Here is a 17,607-nt window from a genome sequence, read left to right on the forward strand (position 1 = left end):
CAAGCATGAGCGACAACACCACTCCCAGCCCCACTCCTTCCGCCGAAGCCGCACCGGTGAAGCGCTGGCCGCTGATCTTCGGCGGCCTGGTGCTGGCCCTGCTGGTCCTCGGCGGCCTGTTGGCGCGCTACGTCTGGCTGGCGCCGCCGAGCGGCCCGCTGGCCGGGCTGGAGGCGCCGCCGGCCAATGCCCCGGGCCGCGACATCAGGCACCCGGACGCGCTCATCGAAAGCGCCTCGCTCGCCCGCCTGCCCAAGGAACTGCTGGAGGTGCCGCTGCTGCGCGACACCCTCACCGAGGACTTCGTCTTCTACTACGAGAACGACGGCGACCGCCTCGGCCTGGCCGGCAGCCTGCGGCGCATCGTCTACGAGCACGACCTGACGCTGAAGGACAGCCTGGTCGAGGAACTGCTTGACCAGCCGGCCCAGGTCGCCCTGTGGCGTGGCGCCGACGGCCGCCTGCGCGACTTCCTGGTGGTGATGAAGCGCGGCGGCCTGGCCAAGTTGCTGGAGCCGCTGGCGCACATCGCCGCCGACGACAGCCAACTGCGCAAGGTCGGCGAGCTGAAGGGCGGCACCGGTGTCTATCGCCTGCGCTACAACGCCCAGAAGACCCTGCTGTTCGCCTCCAGCGGCGACTACCTGGTGCTGCTGTCCAACCCGAAGATGCTGTTCCCCGACGCCAGCGACGAGGAGCCTGGCGCGGCCGATGCCCAGGTCAGCGCCGACCTGGCTGCTCTGCTCGGCGGTGACGACGCCTTCCCGCGCGCCTTCGGCCTGGGTCCGCGCGGCGAGCTGAGCCAGCGCATCAGCCTCGGCGCCGGCGCCCTGGCCATGGGCTACCAGCGCTTCATCCCGGCCTTCGCCGGGGTGCGCTTCGACAAGGATGCCAAGGGCTGGAGCAGCTACCTGGCGCTGAACGCGGTGGAGCGCCAGCCGGACCTCGACTTCAGCCCCGTGTGGCAGGCCATGCCCATGGGTGCCAGCGCCTGCGTGGCGCTGCCGCTGACCCCGGGCCTGTACGACAGCCTGCTGGTGCGCCTGGGCGCCGAGCAGAAGATGGCCGCGGCCTTCTCCGAACACCTCTCCGGCGCCGCCGGCCTGTGCTGGTACGCCGACTCGCGCCTGTACACGCCGCTGCTGGTGGCCACGCTCAGCGCGCCGCCCGGCCCGGAACTGGACGCCGACCTGGGCAGGCTGTTCGACAGCCTGGTGGGCGCCTACGAGGCCAACGCCGAAGGCGGCAACTTCCCGGTGGACGAGCAGAACCAGGGCGAGACCCACAAGTGGCTGCGCCAGGTCAGCTCCAATTTCGGCCAGTACGCCGCTGCCGATGCGGCCGACCCGGACGCCGTCAGCGGCCGCGGCTTCTTCCGCGTCGGCCTGGCGCGGCAGGGCAGCACCCTGCTGTTCTCCCTCGACGACCAGTTGCTGGACAAGGCCCTGGGCACCCTCGACAAGCGCTTCCCGCCGCTGGCCGACGTGCTGCCCAAGGACGCCCTGGTGCCGGCCTACCTGGCGCCGCAGTCGCTGTCCACGCTGCTCCAGCGCGAAACCCTGGAGAGCCTGCCGCAGGACATGGAGCCGGTGTTCCGCAACGCCGCCGACAGCCTGCTGCTGCCGCGCCTGAAGGCCCTGGCCGGGCACGGCGGCTACGCCCTCGGCCTGCCCGCCGGCAGCCGCGCCGAACAACCCTGGCAATGGCTGCCGCTGCAGTGGCGCGCGCTGTGACGGCACGCGCCCTGCTGCTGGCGTTCGGCCTGTGGGCCGCCCAGGCGGCACAGGCCGGTAGCGTGTCGCTCGACCCGCAGCAGTCCCAGGTGTTCCGCGCCTGGTTCGTGCGCATCGCCGAGGAACAGCTGCGCCAGGGCCCCAGCCCGCGCTGGCACCAGCAGGACTGCGCGGGCCTGGTGCGTTTCGCCGCCAACGAGGCGCTCAAGCCCCACGACGCCAAGTGGCTGCGCGCCAACGGCCTGTCCAACCGCTACCTGCCGCCGGAGCTGGCGCTGAGCGACGAGCAGCGCGCCCTGGCGCAGAACTGGCGGCAGGGCGGCGGCCAGGTCGGCCCCTACGTCAACGCCATCAAGCTGATCCAGTACAACAGCACCCTCGTCGGCCGCGACCTCAACCAGGCACGGCCCGGCGACCTGATCTTCTTCGACCAGGGCGACGACCAGCACCTGATGATCTGGATGGGCCGCAACATCGCCTACCACACCGGTACCAGCACGCCGACCGACAACGGCATGCGCTCGGTCAGCCTGCAACAACTCATGACATGGAAGGACACCCGATGGATACCCGACCCTGCCAACCCCAACTTCGTCGGCGTGTACCGCTTGTCGTTCCTCGCCCGATGAAGCTGCTCGCGCTGTGCGCCGGCCTGGCCCTGGGCGGCCTGCTGGCGGGCGCGCCGGCGCAGGCGTGGGCCGACGACGAGGTGCCGGCGAGCAACTACGCGCCGATCAGCGGCGAGTCGTTCTTCCTGCTCGCCGACAGCAGCTTCGCCCCCGATGAGCAGGCCCGCGTGCGCCTGGAGGCGCCGGGCCGCGACTACCGCCGCTACCGCATGGAGGCCTACGGCGGGGTGGACATGCGCGTCTACCGCATCGACAAGCCGCTGGACTTCCTCAAGCGCCAGAAGAACCTGCACCGGGTACTGGCCGAGGGGCAGTTCAGGGGCGAGGGGCTGTCCAACACCCTGGCCTACCTGTGGGACAACTGGTACCGCAAGTCGCGGCGGGTGATGCAGCGCGCCTTCTCCTACGAGTCGCGCAAGCAGGTCACCGAGGTGGTGCCGGAGCTGAAGATGGGCCAGGCTATGGCCGCACCCACGCCCTACGACGCCCAGCCGCAGTACGCGCCGATCCCCGGTCTGCCGCTGGTCGAGCAGTTCCGCTACCCGCTGTGGGACGCCAAGCCCATAGAGCCGCCGGCCGACGTCAAGCTGGCCGGCTCCTCCAGCGAGTTCATCAACGTCTCGCCGGGCAACGTCTACGTGCCGCTGGGCAAGCTCAAGCCGGGGCTGTACCTGGTCGAGGCGCTGGTGGGCAAGTACCGCGCCACCACCGTGGTGTTCGTCTCCAGCACCGTGGCGGTGAGCAAGATCGCCGGCAACGAGCTGCTGGTGTGGTCGGCGCGCAAGCACGAAGGCACCCCGGTGCCGGATACCCAGGTGCTCTGGACCGACGGCCTGGGTGTGATGAGCAGCGGCCGCACCGACGCCGAGGGCCTGCTGCGCCTGCAGCACGCCAGCCCCGAGCGCTCCTTCGTGATCGGCGAAGACAAGGAGGGCGGCGTCTTCGTCTCGGAAAACTTCTACTACGACAGCGAAATCTACGACACCAAGCTCTACGCCTTCACCGACCGCCCGCTGTACCGCCCGGGCGACTGGGTGGCGCTGAAGATCTACGGCCGCGAATTCAAGAACGCCCGCGACTCCGCCGCGCCCCAGGCCGCGCCGGTGAAGCTGAGCGTGATCGACGCCGCCGGCACCACGCTGCAGACCCTCGACCTGCAGATGGACCCCAAGGCCGGCGCCAACGGCCGCTTCCAGCTGCCCAGCAATGCCGTGGCCGGCGGCTACGAGCTGCGCTTCGACTACCGCGGGCAGACCTACAGCAGCGCCTTCCGCGTGGCCGAGTACATCAAGCCGCACTTCGAGATATCCCTGGACCTGGCCAAGCCGGACTTCAAGACCGGCGAAGCGGTGAAGGGCAACCTGATCCTGCTCTACCCGGACGGCAAGCCGGTGGCCAACGCCAAGCTGCAACTGAGCCTGCGCGCCCAGCAGCTGTCCATGATGGACAACGAGCTGCAGTACCTCGGCCAGTTCCCGGTGGAGCTGAGCAGCACCGAGCTTGCCACCGACGCCCAGGGCCGCGCGGCCCTCGAACTGCCGGCGGCGGACAAGCCCAGCCGCTACCTGCTGACGGTGTTCGCCAGCGACGGCGCGGCCTACCGGGTGAAGACCAGCAAGGAAATCCTCATCGAGCGCGGCGCCGCGCGCTACCGCCTGGCCGCGCCGCAGCGCTTCAGCGCGGTGGGCGACAAGGTCGAGTTCAGCTACGCGCCCGAACAGCCCACCGAACTCAAGCCCAAGAGCTATCGCTGGGTGCGCCTGGAAGACCGCTCCACGGGTGACGGCGAGGCTGGCGACGGCAAGTTCGTCATCGCCTTCGACAAGCCCGGCACCTACAGCATCGAGCTGCGCGACGCCCAGGGCCAGCTGCTCGGCGGCACCGGCCACTCTGTGAGCGGGGAGGGCGTGAAGGCGGTGCCCGGCACCGTGGAAATCGTCCTCGACAAGGCCGAGTACCAGGCCGGCGACGAAGCCCTGGCGCTGATCACCTTCCCCGAGCCGGTGGACGACGCCCTGCTGTCGCTGGAGCGCGACAAGGTCGAGGCCACCGCGCTGCTGTCCAAGGGCGGCGACTGGCTGAAGCTGGAGAAGCTCAACCCCACCCAGTACCGCGCGCGCATCCCGGTGAAGCCGGACTTCTCGCCGAACCTGACCTTCTCCGTGCTCTACACCCGCGGCGGCGACTACAGCTTCCAGAACGCCGGCATCAAGGTGACGGTGCCGCAGGTGGAAATCGCCATCGCCACCGACAAGGAACGCTACGAGCCGGGCGACACCGTGACCGTCGACCTCTCCACCAGTTACGCCGGCAAGCCGGTGTCCAGCCAGGTGGCGGTGGGCGTGGTGGACGAGATGATCTACGCCCTGCAGCCGGAGATCGCCCCGGGCATCGACCAGTTCTTCTACCACCCGCGGCGCAACAACGTGCGCACCAGCGCCAGCCTGTCGTTCATCAGCTACGACGTGGCCCTGCCGGGCAGCGCCAGCGCGCCGGGGCGCAGCAACCGCAGCGAGCGCGGAGTGAAGGTGCTGGAGCGGCCGCGCCGCGAGGATGTAGACACCGCCGCCTGGGAACCGAAACTGGTCACCGATGCCGAGGGCAAGGCGCGCTTCAGCTTCCGCATGCCCGATTCGCTGACGCGCTGGCGCATCACCGCGCGGGCCATGGACGGCGACGGCCAGGTCGGCCAGAAGAAGCAGTTCATCCGCTCGGAAAAACCGCTGTACCTGAAATGGAGCGGCCCGAAGCGCTTCCGCGCCGGCGACAAGCCGGACCTCGGCCTGTTCGTCTTCAACCAGGGCGAGCAGGCCAAGGCCGAGCTGCTGGTGCGCTACGCCGGCCAGGAGCAGACCCAGGCGCTGGAACTGGCCAAGGGCGTGAACTACGTGCGCCTGCCGGCCCAGGCCCTGAGCGACGGCGAGTGGAGCGCCGAGCTGCGCCAGGACGGCCAGGTGCGCGACAGCCTGGCCGTGCGCTTCGCCCTGGCCGCCGACGGCTGGCAGGTGCTGCAAGCGCGCAGCCTGCAACTGGCCGGGCAGAACAGCCCGCTGCAACTGCCGGCGGACGCCCGCGACATCCGCCTGCGCCTGGACGACAGCGCCAGCGCGCTGTTCCGCGGCAGCCTCGACGACCTGCTGGCCTACCCCTACGGCTGCGTCGAGCAGACCGCCAGCCGCCTGCTGCCGCTGAGCGTGGCCTACCCGCTGCTGGCCGAGGGCGAGCCGCGGGTGCGCGACCGTCTGCGTCTGATCATGCAGAACAGCCGCCTGCGCCTGGTGCAGATGGCCGGGCCGAACGCCTACTTCACCTGGTGGGGCGACAACACCGACAGCGACGCCTTCCTCACCGCCTACGCCTACTACGCCGACTGGCACGCCAGCCGCGCCCTGCAGATCAGCCTGCCGCCGGAGCACTGGCAGCGCGTGCTCGACCTCTACGCCAAGCTGGCCGAGCAGACGCCGCTGCTGCAGCGCGCGCTGATCCTCGGCTTCGCCCGCGACATGCAACTGCCGGTGCAGACCCTGGTCGGCGGCCTGCTCGACGACCTGGCCAAGGCCGGGGCGGGCGAGGACGCGAAACTGCCGGCAGACGCCGAAGTCAGCCTGGTGATGGCCGAGCCGGACTCCAACCTCGGCCTGGCCGTGGCGCGGGTGCTGGCCGCGAACCTTGCGCAGCAGGCCAAGGTGCCGCTGCCGGCGGCCTTCGCCAAGCAATTGGATGCCGCTCGCTTCAAGGTCAACAACAGCGACCAGCCGTTCGCCCAGGCGGTGCAGCTGTCGCTGGCGGCGCCCGAAGTCAACCGCGCCCGCGTCCTGCTGGCGCGCCTGGGGCCGCAGCAGTCGACCCTGGAACGCGCCCTGGCGCTGACCTGGCTGCAGCGCGCCCTGGCCCAGGCGCCAGCGGCCGAACCGCTCAAGCCGGGCAAGGACTGGGCCGAGCAGCAAGGCCCCAGCGGCGAGCGCTACTGGCAGTGGCAAGGCCAGGGCGTGCCCGCCGAGCTGACCCTGCAGACTCCGCCGTCGCGCCCGCTCAATGCCGCGCTCAGTTACCGCAGCGCTGAGGCGCCGGCCAGCCAGTTGCCGGTGAGCATCAGCCGCCGCCTGCTGCGCCTGGTGCCGGGGGACAAGGCCTTCGAGTTCAAGGTCGAGGAACTGGGCGACAAGCCGCTGTCCAGCGACGAGCTGTACCTGGACGAAGTGACGGTCAAGACCGAGCAGCCCACCGCGCTGCGCTACGGCATGCTGGAAGTGCCTCTGCCGCCGGGCGCCGACGTCGAGCGCACCACCTGGGGCATCCAGGTCAGCGGCCTGGGTGGTACCGAGGCCACCAGCCTGGAACGCGCGCGCAACGAGCCGGGCGACCTGCACTACGGTACCCCGGTGGACAGCCTGGCCGGCGAGCTGCGCTTCCGCCACCTGGTGCGCTTCTCGCAGAAGGGCGAGTTCGCCCTGCCGCCGGCGCGCTATGTGCGCATGTACGCGCCGGCGGAGCAGGCCCTGGAGCAGCACCCGGCGCTGGCCAGGGTGAAGGTGCAGTAAATGGGACGGCGCCTGGCCTGGCTGCTGCTTCTGCTGCCGCTGTGCGCGGCGGCGCAGGCGCCCGTCGAGCTGGCCTGGCGCAGCCCCCAGGGCGATCTGCTGCTGCGTCTGGACCAGCAGCAGGTACTCGCCCGCGAGCCCCTGCCGGCGGACCTGCGCACGCCGCTGGGCAGCCTGTGGAAACTCTTCGTCTTCGCCTGGCTGGTGGACAACGACCGGCACGAGCCGGAGTACGCCTGCAAGGGCCAGTCCCGCGAGGAGGTGTACTGCTGCTCGGCCGGGCAGAGCATCGGCCGCGACCAGGCGCTGGTGAAGTCCTGCGGCCTCTACTACCAGCCGGCGCGCCTCGGCCTGGACGCCGCGACCTGGCGCCGCTACTGGCAGGAACGCCAGGCGCCGGCCTGGCTGCTCGACCTCGAACACCTGCAACCACAGACCGAAGTGCCGGTGGCCGAACTGCTCGACATGCTGACGCGCCTGCCGGCCCAGGCCGAGGCGCGCCAGGTGCTGCTCGACGTGGTGGTCAACGCCGACGACGGCCGCGCCCTGGCCAGCCTGGGCGGGCGCCTGCGGGTGAAGACCTGGAGCTGGCTCGACGAGCACGACCCGCAGTCCCGCCGCGGCGGCTTCGCCGGCTGGCTGGCGGACGGCTCGGCGGTCTGGGCCTCCGGCCCTGGCACCAGCAAGACGGTGCTGGCGCAGTACGCCGAAGCCCTGGGCGCCGCATTGCCGGCGCCCTGGCCGCGCGAGCCGGGGCGCTGCGTGGCGGTGGCGCTGTTCGAGCGCTATCCGCTGCGCGAGGTCTTCGACGTCCAGGGCCGCCCGGCGGCGGCCGGCGGCCTCAGCGGCAGCTACCGGGTGAGCTTCGCGAACGGCAACGACCTGGATATCCACAGCGACGGCGAACTCTTCCTGCAGCGCGACGGCAAGCCGCAACTGGTGGCGCGCCTGGACCGCGAGGAATACGTCGCCCGGGTGCTGCAGCGCGAAGCCGCGGCAACTCCGGTCGAGGCCGCCCGCGCCTTGGCAGTGGCCATCCGCAGCTACCTGCTGCAGAACGCCGGGCAGCGCGGCGAGTGCCTGAGCATCGCTGACAGCAGCCAGCGCCAGCGCGTCGCGCCGCGCCCGGCCACGGCGCAGATGCGCGCCGTGGCGGCCTTCACCGATGGACTGGTACTGGCCGGCAGCCCGGTCACTTACCACGCCGACCAGGCCGGCCCGGCGAAACTCTCCTGGCAGGACGCCAAGGCCCAGGCGACCAACGGCCTGCGCTTCGACGCCATCCTCGCCCGCGCCTTCCCGCAGGCCAGCCTCAGCGCCTGGAACAACCCGGTGGCCGCCTGCCAGCCGCTGCCGGCGGCCGAGGACTGGCTGCGCAAGCAGCGCCGCGCGTGGCGCACGAAGCTGGACGGTGAGCCGGGCTACGAGGAACTGCAAAGCTTCGCCGTGTGCCAGCTGTCCTCCGGGCGCCCCTACGTCGACCGCGAGCGCCAGCGCATCTACGTGCGCGGCCTGTACTCGCTGCAGGACCGCCTCGACCTCACCCACGAATACCTGCACCTGGCTTTCCAGGCGCACCCCAACGGCCAGGACGAGGGCTTCGTCGAAAGCCTCGCCCGCCGCCTGATACTGGAATGACCGCCATGAAGCTGCGTCCCTGCCTGCTCCTCCTCCTCATCACCGGGCTCGCCCAGGCCGCCGAGCCGGGCATCCGCCTGGACGCCCCGCTGGGCGGCTGGCGCCCCGGCAACGGCGAGGGCGCCAACTTCCGGCAGAGGGTGAACTACCCGGCGGCCTCGGTGAACACCCCGGCCGACCAGGCCATGACCGCGCGGATCAAGGGCGAGATCGCCAACGCGGCCAAGGACAAGCCGGCGACTTTGGTGGTCAACGGCGTGTCGATGCCGCTGAAGATAGGCGAAGACGGCGGCTTCGACAGGCCTTACGCGTTCCCGGCCGGCAGCAACAGCCTGGAAGTGATCAGCCCCGATGGCCAGCAGCGCAAGCGCGTGCAGTTCTACCACGGCGGTGGCGGCGGCGAGGTGCCGGCCAAGCTGCGGGTGATGCTGTCCTGGGACAGCGACAACACCGACCTCGACCTGCACCTGGTGACCCCCGACGGCGGCCACGTCTGGTACGGCAACCGCAGCCTGCCCAACGGCGCCACCCAGGACGTCGACGTGACCACCGGCTACGGCCCGGAAATCATTGCCACCCCTACGCCGCTGAAGGGCGCGTACCTGGTCTACGTGAACTACTTCGGCGGCGGCTACAGCCAGGACGAGGAGAGCGGCGACGTGGAAGCCGCCCAGCCGCTGACCACGGCCAGGGTGACGATAGTGACGGAGGAGGGCACGCCGAACGAGAAGCAGGAGAGCTTCCTGGTGCCGATGCGCCAGCCGGGGGAGCTGACGTTGGTGAAGCGGTTCAGTTATCCGTAAGGGCGGCTGGAGGCTGGAAGCCGTAAGCAAAAGCGTTCCCTACGAAAGCGCCGGGGTTGCCGGCTGACTCCTGACCTTGAACTCGCTCAGGACAAGCCCCCTCTCCCTTCAGGGAGAGGGCTGGGGAGAGGGTTACGGACTTCGCCCACACACCTCTGCCAACCCTGACTCCGCTCCCTCTCCCTAACCCTCTCCCTGAAGGGAGAGGGGACCGTTTGGAGCGAGCTGGAATCGCGGAGCTCCCGGTTATCCGCCATTGGCCCTGTCTCCGGCGTTCCGGCTGTCGTAGGAGCGAGCTTGCTCAGGACAAGCCCCCTCTCCCTTCAGGGAGAGGGCTGGGGAGAGGGTTACGGACTTCGCCCACACACCTCTGCCAACCCTGACTCCGCTCCCTCTCCCTAACCCTCTCCCTGAAGGGAGAGGGGACCGTTTGGAGCGAGCTGGAATCGCGGAGCTCCCGGTTATCCGCCATTGGCCCTGTCTCCGGCGTTCCGGCTGTCGTAGGAGCGGACCTTGTCCGCGATAGCTGGACGTATCGGCGCGATTCGCGGATGAGATCCGCTCCTACGGGCTGCCCCAACACCATGCCCATGTAGGAGCGCGCCCTGCGCGCGATTCGCGGGCAAGGCCCGCGCCCGTCAGGCCTGCCGATCCGCCTGCCACGCCTCGATCACTTCCTGCGCCGCGCGGAAGGCATCGATCGCCGCCGGCACCCCGGCGTAGACCGCGCAGTGCAGCAGCGCCTCGCGAATCTCCTCCACCGTGCAGCCGTTGTTCAGCGCGCCGCGCACGTGGCCTTTCAGTTCCTGCGGGCATTTCAGCGCGGTGAGGGCGGCCAGGGTGATCAGGCTGCGGGTCTTGCGCGGCAGGCCGTCGCGGGACCAGACGCTGCCCCAGGCGTTTTCGTTGACGAAATCCTGCAGCGGCTGGGTGAAGTCGGTAGCGTTGTTCAGGGCGCGGTCGACGAAGGCGTCGCCCATCACTTCGCGGCGAACCTGTTCGCCGGCCTTGCGCTTGTCGGTCATTCGGACTGCTCCTAATCGATGGCTTCCAGGCGCACCGGCGCGGTGCCGCTGCGCAACATGTCGAGGCGTTCCGCGGCCGCCCGCGACAGGTCGATGATCCGCCCGCGGCCGAAGGGCCCGCGGTCGTTCACCCGCACCACCACGCTGCGGCCGTTGTCGAGGTTGGTGACCTTCAGCCGCGTGCCGAACGGCAGGCTGCGGTGCGCGGCGGTCAGGGCGTGCTGGTCGAAGCGCTCGCCGCTGGCGGTTTTCTTCCCATGGTGCGCGCGGCCGTAATAGGACGCGGTGCCCTCGGCGCGGTAGCCGCGCGCCGAGCCGCTTTCATAGGACGAGCTGGCGCAACCGGCCAGCAGGGCCAGGCCGCAGAGCAGGGCAGGCAGGGCGAGGGAGCGCAGCATCGAACCTCCGGACGAAAAAACGCCGGGCAAGCCCGGCGTCAGGAAGAGTGGGCTCAGCCTTCGAGCTTTTTCTTCAGCAGTTCGTTCACCTGGCCGGGGTTGGCTTTCCCCTTCGAGGCCTTCATGGCCTGGCCGACGAAGAAGCCGAACATCTTGCCGCGCTTGGCTTCGTCGCTGGCACGGTACTGTTCGACCTGCTCGGCGTTGGCCGCCAGCACTTCGTCGAGCATCTTGTCGATGGCGCCGGTGTCGGTGACCTGCTTCAGGCCCTTGGCCTCGATGATCTGGTCGGCCGAGCCTTCGCCGGCGGCCATGGCCTCGAAGACCATCTTGGCGATCTTGCCGCTGATGGTGTTGTCCTTGATGCGCAGGATCATGCCGCCCAACTGCTCGGCGGAAACCGGCGACTGCTCGATCTCCAGGCCGTCCTTGTTGAGCAGGCTGGACAGCTCGCCCATCACCCAGTTGGCCGCCAGCTTGGCGTCGCCGCATATGCCCTGCACCTGCTCGAAGTAGTCGGCCATCTCGCGGCTGGCCGAGAGCACGCTGGCGTCGTAGGCGGACAGCCCGTACTGGCTCTCGAAGCGCTCGCGCTTCTGGTCCGGCAGCTCCGGCAGGCCGGCGCGCAGCTCTTCCAGGAAGCTGCGCTCGATCACCACCGGCAGCAGGTCCGGGCAGGGGAAGTAGCGGTAGTCGTTGGCTTCTTCCTTGCTGCGCATGGAGCGCGTCTCGTCCTTGTTCGGGTCGTACAGGCGGGTTTCCTGCACCACCTTGCCGCCGTCCTCGATCAGCTCGATCTGCCGCTGCACTTCGTGGTTGATGGCCTTTTCGATGAAGCGGAAGGAGTTGACGTTCTTGATCTCGGCGCGGGTGCCGAACTCGGCCTGGCCCTTCGGCCGTACCGAGACGTTGCAGTCGCAGCGCAGCGAGCCCTCGGCCATGTTGCCGTCGCAGATGCCCAGGTAGCGCACCAGCGCGTGGATGGCCTTCACATAGGCCACCGCTTCCTTGGCGCTGCGGATGTCCGGCTCCGAGACGATTTCCAGCAGCGGCGTGCCGGCGCGGTTCAGGTCGATGCCGCTCATGCCGTGGAAGTCTTCGTGCAGGCTCTTGCCGGCGTCCTCTTCCAGGTGCGCGCGGGTGATGCCGACGCGTTTGACGGTGCCGTCTTCCAGGGTGATGTCGAGGAAGCCCTTGCCGACGATGGGGTGGTCCATCTGGCTGGTCTGGTAGCCCTTGGGCAGGTCCGGGTAGAAGTAGTTCTTGCGGGCGAAGACGTTGCGCTCGGCGATTTCGGCGTTGATCGCCAGGCCGAACTGGCAGGCCATGCGCACCGCCTCGGCGTTGAGCACCGGCAGGGTGCCGGGCATCGCCAGGTCGATCAGGCTGGCCTGGGTGTTGGGCTCGGCGCCGAAGGTGGTGGCGCTGCCGGAGAAGATCTTCGATTGGGTGGCGAGCTGCGCGTGGATTTCCAGCCCGATCACGGTTTCCCATTGCATGTGTGTCGTCCTCAGAATCCAGCCGGTGCTTGTTTGTGCCAGTCGGTCACCTGTTGGTACTGGTGCGCGACGTTGAGCAGGCGGCCTTCCTGGAAGTACGGGGCGAGCAGTTGCACGCCCACCGGCAGGCCATCGACGAACCCGGCGGGCATGGACAGCCCGGGGATGCCGGCGAGGTTGGCGGTGATGGTGTAGATGTCTTCCAGGTACTGGGCGACCGGGTCGTCGTTCTTGGTGCCGAGCTTCCAGGCCGGATTCGGCGTGGTCGGGCCGAGGATGACGTCGACGTCGGCGAAGGCGCTGACGAAATCGTTCTTGATCAGCCGGCGAATCTTCTGCGCCTTCAGGTAATAGGCGTCGTAGTAGCCGGCGGAAAGCGCGTAGGTGCCGACCATGATGCGGCGCTTCACCTCGGCGCCGAAGCCTTCGGCGCGGGAGCGCTTGTACAGGTCCTGCAGGTCCCTGGGGTTCTCGCAGCGGTAGCCGTAGCGCACGCCGTCGAAGCGCGACAGGTTGGAGCTGGCCTCTGCAGGCGCGATCACGTAGTAGGCCGGGATGGCGTGCTGCATGTTCGGCAGGGAGATGTCCTTGACCTGCGCGCCGAGCTGCTTGAGCTGCTCGACCACGGCCAGCACCGCGTCGGCGATGCGGCTGTCCAGGCCGGCGCCGAAGTATTCCTTCGGCAGGCCGATGCGCAGGCCGGCCAGGGGCTTGCCCAGGGCGGCCAGGTAGTCGTCCAGCGGCTGGTCGACGCAGGTGGAGTCCTTGGGATCGAAGCCGGCCATGGCGCCGAGCATCAGCGCGCAGTCCTCGGCGGTGCGGGCCAGCGGGCCGGCCTGGTCGAGGCTGGAGGCGTAGGCGATCATGCCCCAGCGCGAGACGCGGCCGTAGGTCGGCTTGATCCCGGTGAGGTTGGTCAGCGCCGCCGGCTGGCGGATCGAGCCGCCGGTGTCGGTGCCGGTGGCCGCGGGGATCAGGCGCGCGGCCACGGCCGCGGCCGAGCCGCCGGAGGAGCCGCCGGGCACGCGGCTGGTGTCCCAGGGGTTCTTCACCGCGCCATAGTGGCTGGATTCGTTGGCCGAGCCCATGGCGAACTCGTCCATGTTCAGCTTGCCCAGGCTCACGGCGCCGGCGGCGGCCAGGCGCCCGACCACGGTGGCGTCGTAGGGCGAGACGAAGTTGTCGAGGATCTTCGAGCCGCAGCTGGTGCGCACGCCCTTGGTGCAGAACAGGTCCTTGTGGGCGATGGGCGCGCCGAGCAGGGCACCACTTTCGCCATTGGCGCGCCGTTGGTCGGCTGCCTTGGCCTGGGCGATGGCTTCGTCGGCGGTGACGCTGATGAAGCTGTTCAGCTGCGGGTCGAGCTGCTCGATGCGGCTCAGCAGGGCACGGGTCAGCTCTTCGGCGGAGAACTGTTTGTCGGCGAGGCCGCGGGCGACTTCGGCGAGGGTCAGTTGGTGCAGCATGGGTCCGTGTCCTTCCTTATTACTCGATCACTTTCGGAACCAGGTACAGGCCGTCTTCCACGGCCGGTGCGATGGCCTGGTAGGCCTCGCGCTGGTTGCTTTCGGTCACCACGTCCTGGCGCAGGCGCTGGGTGGCTTCCAGGGGGTGGGCGAGGGGGTCGACGCCGTCGGTGTTCACCGCCTGCATCTGGTCGACCAGGCCGAGGATGTTGTTCAGGGTCGCGGTGGTCGGTTGGACGTCGGTTTCCGCCAGGCCCAGGCGGGCCAGGTGGGCGATTTTTTCCACGTCGGAGCGGTCAAGCGCCATCGGGGGTCTCCAGGCTAGAGCTGCCAGCGTCGATCGGACGCATGGCCGGACGAAACGTAGGCGGGGGAACGGAACCCGCGGCGGGCGGTCCCAGGGACCGCGGGGACAGGCCTCAAAGGCACTGAAAGTCAAGCAATTTAACACAATGCCGCCTTGCCCAAAATCCCCGTCGTTGTTAGAGTTTGCCGCACTTTTTTACCCGCGCATTTTTCACCCACGCATCGTCCAGGGTTCCCTTTCCATGTTCAAAAAATTGCGTGGCATGTTCTCCAGTGATCTGTCGATCGACCTGGGCACTGCCAATACCCTTATTTATGTGCGCGAACGCGGCATCGTCCTCAATGAGCCTTCGGTAGTGGCCATCCGCAACCATGGCAACCAGAAGAGCGTGGTCGCTGTCGGCACCGAGGCCAAGCGCATGCTCGGCCGCACCCCGGGCAACATCTCGGCCATCCGCCCGATGAAGGACGGCGTCATCGCCGACTTCAGCGTCTGCGAGAAGATGCTGCAGTACTTCATCAACAAGGTGCACGAGAACAGCTTCCTGCAGCCCAGCCCGCGCGTGCTGATCTGCGTGCCGTGCAAGTCCACCCAGGTGGAACGCCGCGCCATCCGCGAGTCGGCCCTCGGCGCCGGCGCCCGCGAGGTGTACCTGATCGAGGAGCCCATGGCCGCGGCCATCGGCGCCGGCCTGCCGGTTGAGGAAGCCCGTGGCTCGATGGTCGTCGACATCGGCGGCGGCACCACCGAGATCGCCCTGATCTCGCTGAACGGTGTGGTCTACGCCGAATCCGTGCGCGTCGGCGGCGACCGCTTCGACGAAGCCATCGTCACCTACGTGCGCCGCAACTACGGCAGCCTGATCGGCGAATCCACCGCCGAGCGCATCAAGCAGGAGATCGGCGCGGCCTTCTCCGGCGGCGAAGTGCGCGAGGTGGACGTCCGCGGCCGCAACCTGGCCGAAGGCGTGCCGCGCAGCTTCACCCTGAACTCCAACGAGGTCCTGGAAGCCCTGCAGGAATCCCTGGCGACCATCGTCCAGGCGGTCAAGAGCGCCCTGGAGCAGTCCCCGCCGGAACTGGCCTCGGACATCGCCGAGCGCGGCCTGGTGCTGACCGGTGGTGGCGCCCTGCTGCGCGACCTGGACAAGCTGCTGGCCCAGGAAACCGGCCTGCCGGTGATCGTCGCCGAAGACCCGCTGACCTGCGTGGCCCGTGGCGGCGGCAAGGCGCTGGACATGATGGACCGTCACTCCATGGACCTGCTCTCCACCGAGTGAGGTGGGAGCCTTGAGGGTGGTTGACGTTTTGTCGCGCGCGGCGAAACATCAACCGCCTTCAATCAGCTAGGAGCTGGTCATCAAACCGCTATTCTCCAAAGGGCCCTCGCTGGGCGTGCGCCTGCTGGTGCTTGCCGTGCTCTCGGTGGGCCTGATGGTGGTCGACGCGCGTTTCGACTACCTCAAGCCCGTGCGCAGCCAGATGGGCCTGGTGCTGACCCCCTTCTATGGCGTGGCCGACCTGCCGGTGCGCGCCTGGGAAGGCGTGCGCGACCAGTTCACCAGCCGCAGCGAGCTGCTCGCCGAGAACGAACGGCTGAAGGCCGAGTCGCTGTTGATGCAGCGCCGCCTGCAGAAGCTGGCCACCCTGACCGAACAGAACGTGCGCCTGCGCGAGCTGCTCAACTCCGCCGCCCTGGTGGACGACAAGGTGCTGGTCAGCGAGCTGATCGGCGTCGACCCCAACCCCTTCACCCAGCGCATCCTCATCGACAAGGGCTCGAAGGACGGCGTGTTCCAGGGCCAGCCGGTGCTCGACGCCAGCGGCCTGATGGGCCAGGTGGTCGAGGTCATGCCCTACACCGCCCGCGTGCTGCTGCTCACCGACACCACCCATAGCATCCCGGTGCAGGTCAACCGCAACGGCCTGCGCGCCATCGCCGTCGGCACCGGCAACCCGGAGCGCCTGGAACTGCGCTTCGTCGCCGACACCGCGGACATCAAGGAAGGCGACCTGCTGGTCAGCTCCGGCCTCGGCCAGCGCTTCCCGGCCGGCTACCCGGTGGCGGTGGTCAAGGAAGTCATCCACGATTCCGGCCAGCCGTTCGCAGTGATCCGCGCCGTGCCCACCGCGAAGATGAACCGCAGCCGCTACGTGCTGCTGGTGTTCAGCGACAGCCGCACCCCCGAACAGCGCGCCACCGAGGCCGCCGAAGCCCAGGCCGAGGCCGACCGCAAGGCCGCCGAGGCCGCCGGCCAGGCACCGGCGCCTGCCGCTCCAGCCACGCCTGCCGCTCCGGCTGCCCCGGCCCAGGGCGCCGCTCCGGCACCTGCACCCGCCACGCCGGCCGCTACCCCCGCGCATCCGCCGGCGCCGGCCCAGGCCGCGCCACAAAGGAACCGTCACTGATGCCCGCTCAAGGACCGCGCAACGGCTGGCTGATCTGGGTCAGCCTGCTGCTGGCGCTGCTGCTGTCGGTGGCGCCGATGCCCAGCTTCACGGAAATCGGCCGGCCGCTGTGGCTGGCGCTGTTCCTCACCTTCTGGGTGCTGATGGTGCCGCAGCGGGTGGGCATGGTCACCGCCTGGGTCTGCGGCCTGGCCGAGGACGTGCTGTACGGCAGCCTGCTCGGGCAGAACGCGCTGATCCTCAGCTTCATCGTGTTCCTGGTCATGGCCCTGCAGCAGCGCCTGCGCCTGTACCCCGTCTGGCAGCAGTGCCTGGTGCTGATGGTGGTCTACGGCCTGGCGCAGCTGGTGCAGCTGTGGCTCAACGCCCTGACCGGCAACCGCCCGCCGACCCTGGCCTTCCTGTTGCCGGCGCTGGTCAGCGGCCTGCTCTGGCCCTGGGTGCTGGTGCTGCTCAAGGGCCTGGGTCAGCGCCTGAAGGTCTACTAATAGCCGTCCCGCCGCTTCCCACCTGGCACGGGCCGGGGGAGGGGCGGCCGGGACTCTTCCGGGAGTCGCAGATGCCCCAGCTTTACCTGGCCTCCAGCTCGCCGCGCCGGCGTGAGCTGCTGACACAGATCGGCCTGTCCTTCCACCTGGTTTCCGGCAATATCGACGAAACCCCGCAGGACGGCGAGACGCCGGCCGCCTACGTCGAGCGCCTGGCGCGCGGCAAGGCCCTGGCCGGACTGACTATGCTTGCCCAGAGGCCCGACGTCTGCGTGCTCGGCGCCGATACCGCGGTGGTGCTCGACGGCCGCATCCTCGGCAAGCCGGCGGACCGCGAGGACAGCCTGGCCATGCTGCGCGCGCTGTCCGGCCGCCAGCACCAGGTGCTGACCGCGGTGGCGGTGGCCGACCGCGACCGCTGCGAGGTGCGGGTGGTGACCAGCCTGGTATCGTTCCGCAATGTTTCCGAGGCCGAAGCCGAGGCCTACTGGGCCACCGGCGAGCCCCAGGACAAGGCGGGCGGCTACGCTATCCAGGGGCTGGCGGCGATCTTCGTCAACCGCGTCGAGGGCAGCTACAGCGGGGTGGTCGGCCTGCCCCTATGCGAGACCGCGGAACTGTTGGCTGACTTCGCGATCCCTTGCTGGCAGTCTTGAAGAAGTAGCGCTGCAC

General features: G+C 69.3%; 14 protein-coding genes. 9 read left to right on the top strand and 5 right to left on the bottom strand.

The window, feature by feature from the left end:
- Positions 1–5 precede the first annotated feature (5 nt).
- The 5 genes from IG194_RS20260 to IG194_RS20280 are packed head-to-tail and all read left to right on the top strand — an operon-like array spanning position 6 to position 9,344.
- Entirely contained in the window at positions 6–1,733 is a 1,728-nt protein-coding gene (locus IG194_RS20260; protein ID WP_009617757.1) for a DUF2138 domain-containing protein, read from the top strand.
- A complete protein-coding gene (locus tag IG194_RS20265; protein ID WP_043299978.1) occupies positions 1,703–2,362 on the top strand; it encodes a DUF1175 domain-containing protein in 660 nt (219 codons plus the stop codon). The genes IG194_RS20260 and IG194_RS20265 overlap by 31 nt, the downstream gene beginning before the upstream one ends.
- On the top strand, positions 2,359–6,903 hold the full coding sequence (locus tag IG194_RS20270; RefSeq protein ID WP_082996204.1) for an alpha-2-macroglobulin family protein: 4,545 nt from the start codon (positions 2,359–2,361) through the stop codon (positions 6,901–6,903). Before IG194_RS20265 ends, IG194_RS20270 begins: the two co-directional genes overlap by 4 nt.
- Complete coding sequence (locus tag IG194_RS20275) at positions 6,904–8,541, top strand: DUF2300 domain-containing protein (protein WP_058488590.1); 1,638 nt, start codon at positions 6,904–6,906, stop codon at positions 8,539–8,541.
- 5 nt (positions 8,542–8,546) lie between these two features.
- The gene (locus IG194_RS20280) at positions 8,547–9,344 is read left to right on the top strand and encodes a YfaP family protein (RefSeq protein ID WP_058488591.1); all 798 of its coding nucleotides are present in this window, start codon (positions 8,547–8,549) and stop codon (positions 9,342–9,344) included.
- A gap of 638 nt (positions 9,345–9,982) precedes the next feature.
- Here IG194_RS20280 and IG194_RS20285 read toward each other — a convergent pair.
- The 5 genes from IG194_RS20285 to gatC are packed head-to-tail and all read right to left on the bottom strand — an operon-like array spanning position 9,983 to position 14,039.
- Positions 9,983–10,369: a carboxymuconolactone decarboxylase family protein gene (locus IG194_RS20285; RefSeq protein ID WP_043272341.1), complete on the bottom strand. Its 387-nt coding sequence runs from the start codon at positions 10,367–10,369 to the stop codon at positions 9,983–9,985.
- Between the two features lie 11 nt (positions 10,370–10,380).
- Entirely contained in the window at positions 10,381–10,767 is a 387-nt protein-coding gene (locus IG194_RS20290) for a septal ring lytic transglycosylase RlpA family protein (RefSeq protein ID WP_009617764.1), read from the bottom strand.
- Positions 10,768–10,820: 53 nt separating this feature from the next.
- Entirely contained in the window at positions 10,821–12,266 is a 1,446-nt protein-coding gene (gene gatB / locus IG194_RS20295) for an Asp-tRNA(Asn)/Glu-tRNA(Gln) amidotransferase subunit GatB (protein ID WP_058488592.1), read from the bottom strand.
- 11 nt (positions 12,267–12,277) lie between these two features.
- Positions 12,278–13,732 (bottom strand): Asp-tRNA(Asn)/Glu-tRNA(Gln) amidotransferase subunit GatA, encoded by a 1,455-nt coding sequence (gatA, locus tag IG194_RS20300; protein WP_141679702.1) that lies wholly within the window; start codon positions 13,730–13,732, stop codon positions 12,278–12,280.
- A gap of 19 nt (positions 13,733–13,751) precedes the next feature.
- Positions 13,752–14,039 (bottom strand): Asp-tRNA(Asn)/Glu-tRNA(Gln) amidotransferase subunit GatC, encoded by a 288-nt coding sequence (gene gatC / locus IG194_RS20305; RefSeq protein ID WP_058488593.1) that lies wholly within the window; start codon positions 14,037–14,039, stop codon positions 13,752–13,754.
- A gap of 241 nt (positions 14,040–14,280) precedes the next feature.
- Between gatC and mreB the strand changes: the two genes are divergently transcribed.
- The 4 genes from mreB to IG194_RS20325 all read left to right on the top strand — a co-directional run bounded on the left by mreB (position 14,281) and on the right by IG194_RS20325 (position 17,591).
- Positions 14,281–15,318, top strand: a complete 1,038-nt coding sequence (mreB, locus tag IG194_RS20310; RefSeq protein WP_009617768.1) for a rod shape-determining protein MreB — start codon at positions 14,281–14,283, stop codon at positions 15,316–15,318.
- Between the two features lie 79 nt (positions 15,319–15,397).
- Positions 15,398–16,447, top strand: coding sequence for a rod shape-determining protein MreC (mreC, locus tag IG194_RS20315; RefSeq protein ID WP_082996203.1), 1,050 nt, complete (start codon positions 15,398–15,400; stop codon positions 16,445–16,447).
- Positions 16,447–16,935 carry a rod shape-determining protein MreD gene (mreD, locus tag IG194_RS20320; protein ID WP_009617770.1) on the top strand — a complete coding sequence of 163 codons (489 nt, stop codon included), beginning with the start codon at positions 16,447–16,449 and terminating at the stop codon, positions 16,933–16,935. The genes mreC and mreD overlap by 1 nt, the downstream gene beginning before the upstream one ends.
- Positions 16,936–17,006: 71 nt before the next feature.
- Complete coding sequence (locus tag IG194_RS20325) at positions 17,007–17,591, top strand: Maf family protein (RefSeq protein WP_009617771.1); 585 nt, start codon at positions 17,007–17,009, stop codon at positions 17,589–17,591.
- The last annotated feature ends 16 nt before the right edge of the window (positions 17,592–17,607 follow it).

The organism is Pseudomonas sp. ADPe (assembly GCF_014843515.1).
Lineage (GTDB): Bacteria > Pseudomonadota > Gammaproteobacteria > Pseudomonadales > Pseudomonadaceae > Pseudomonas > Pseudomonas citronellolis.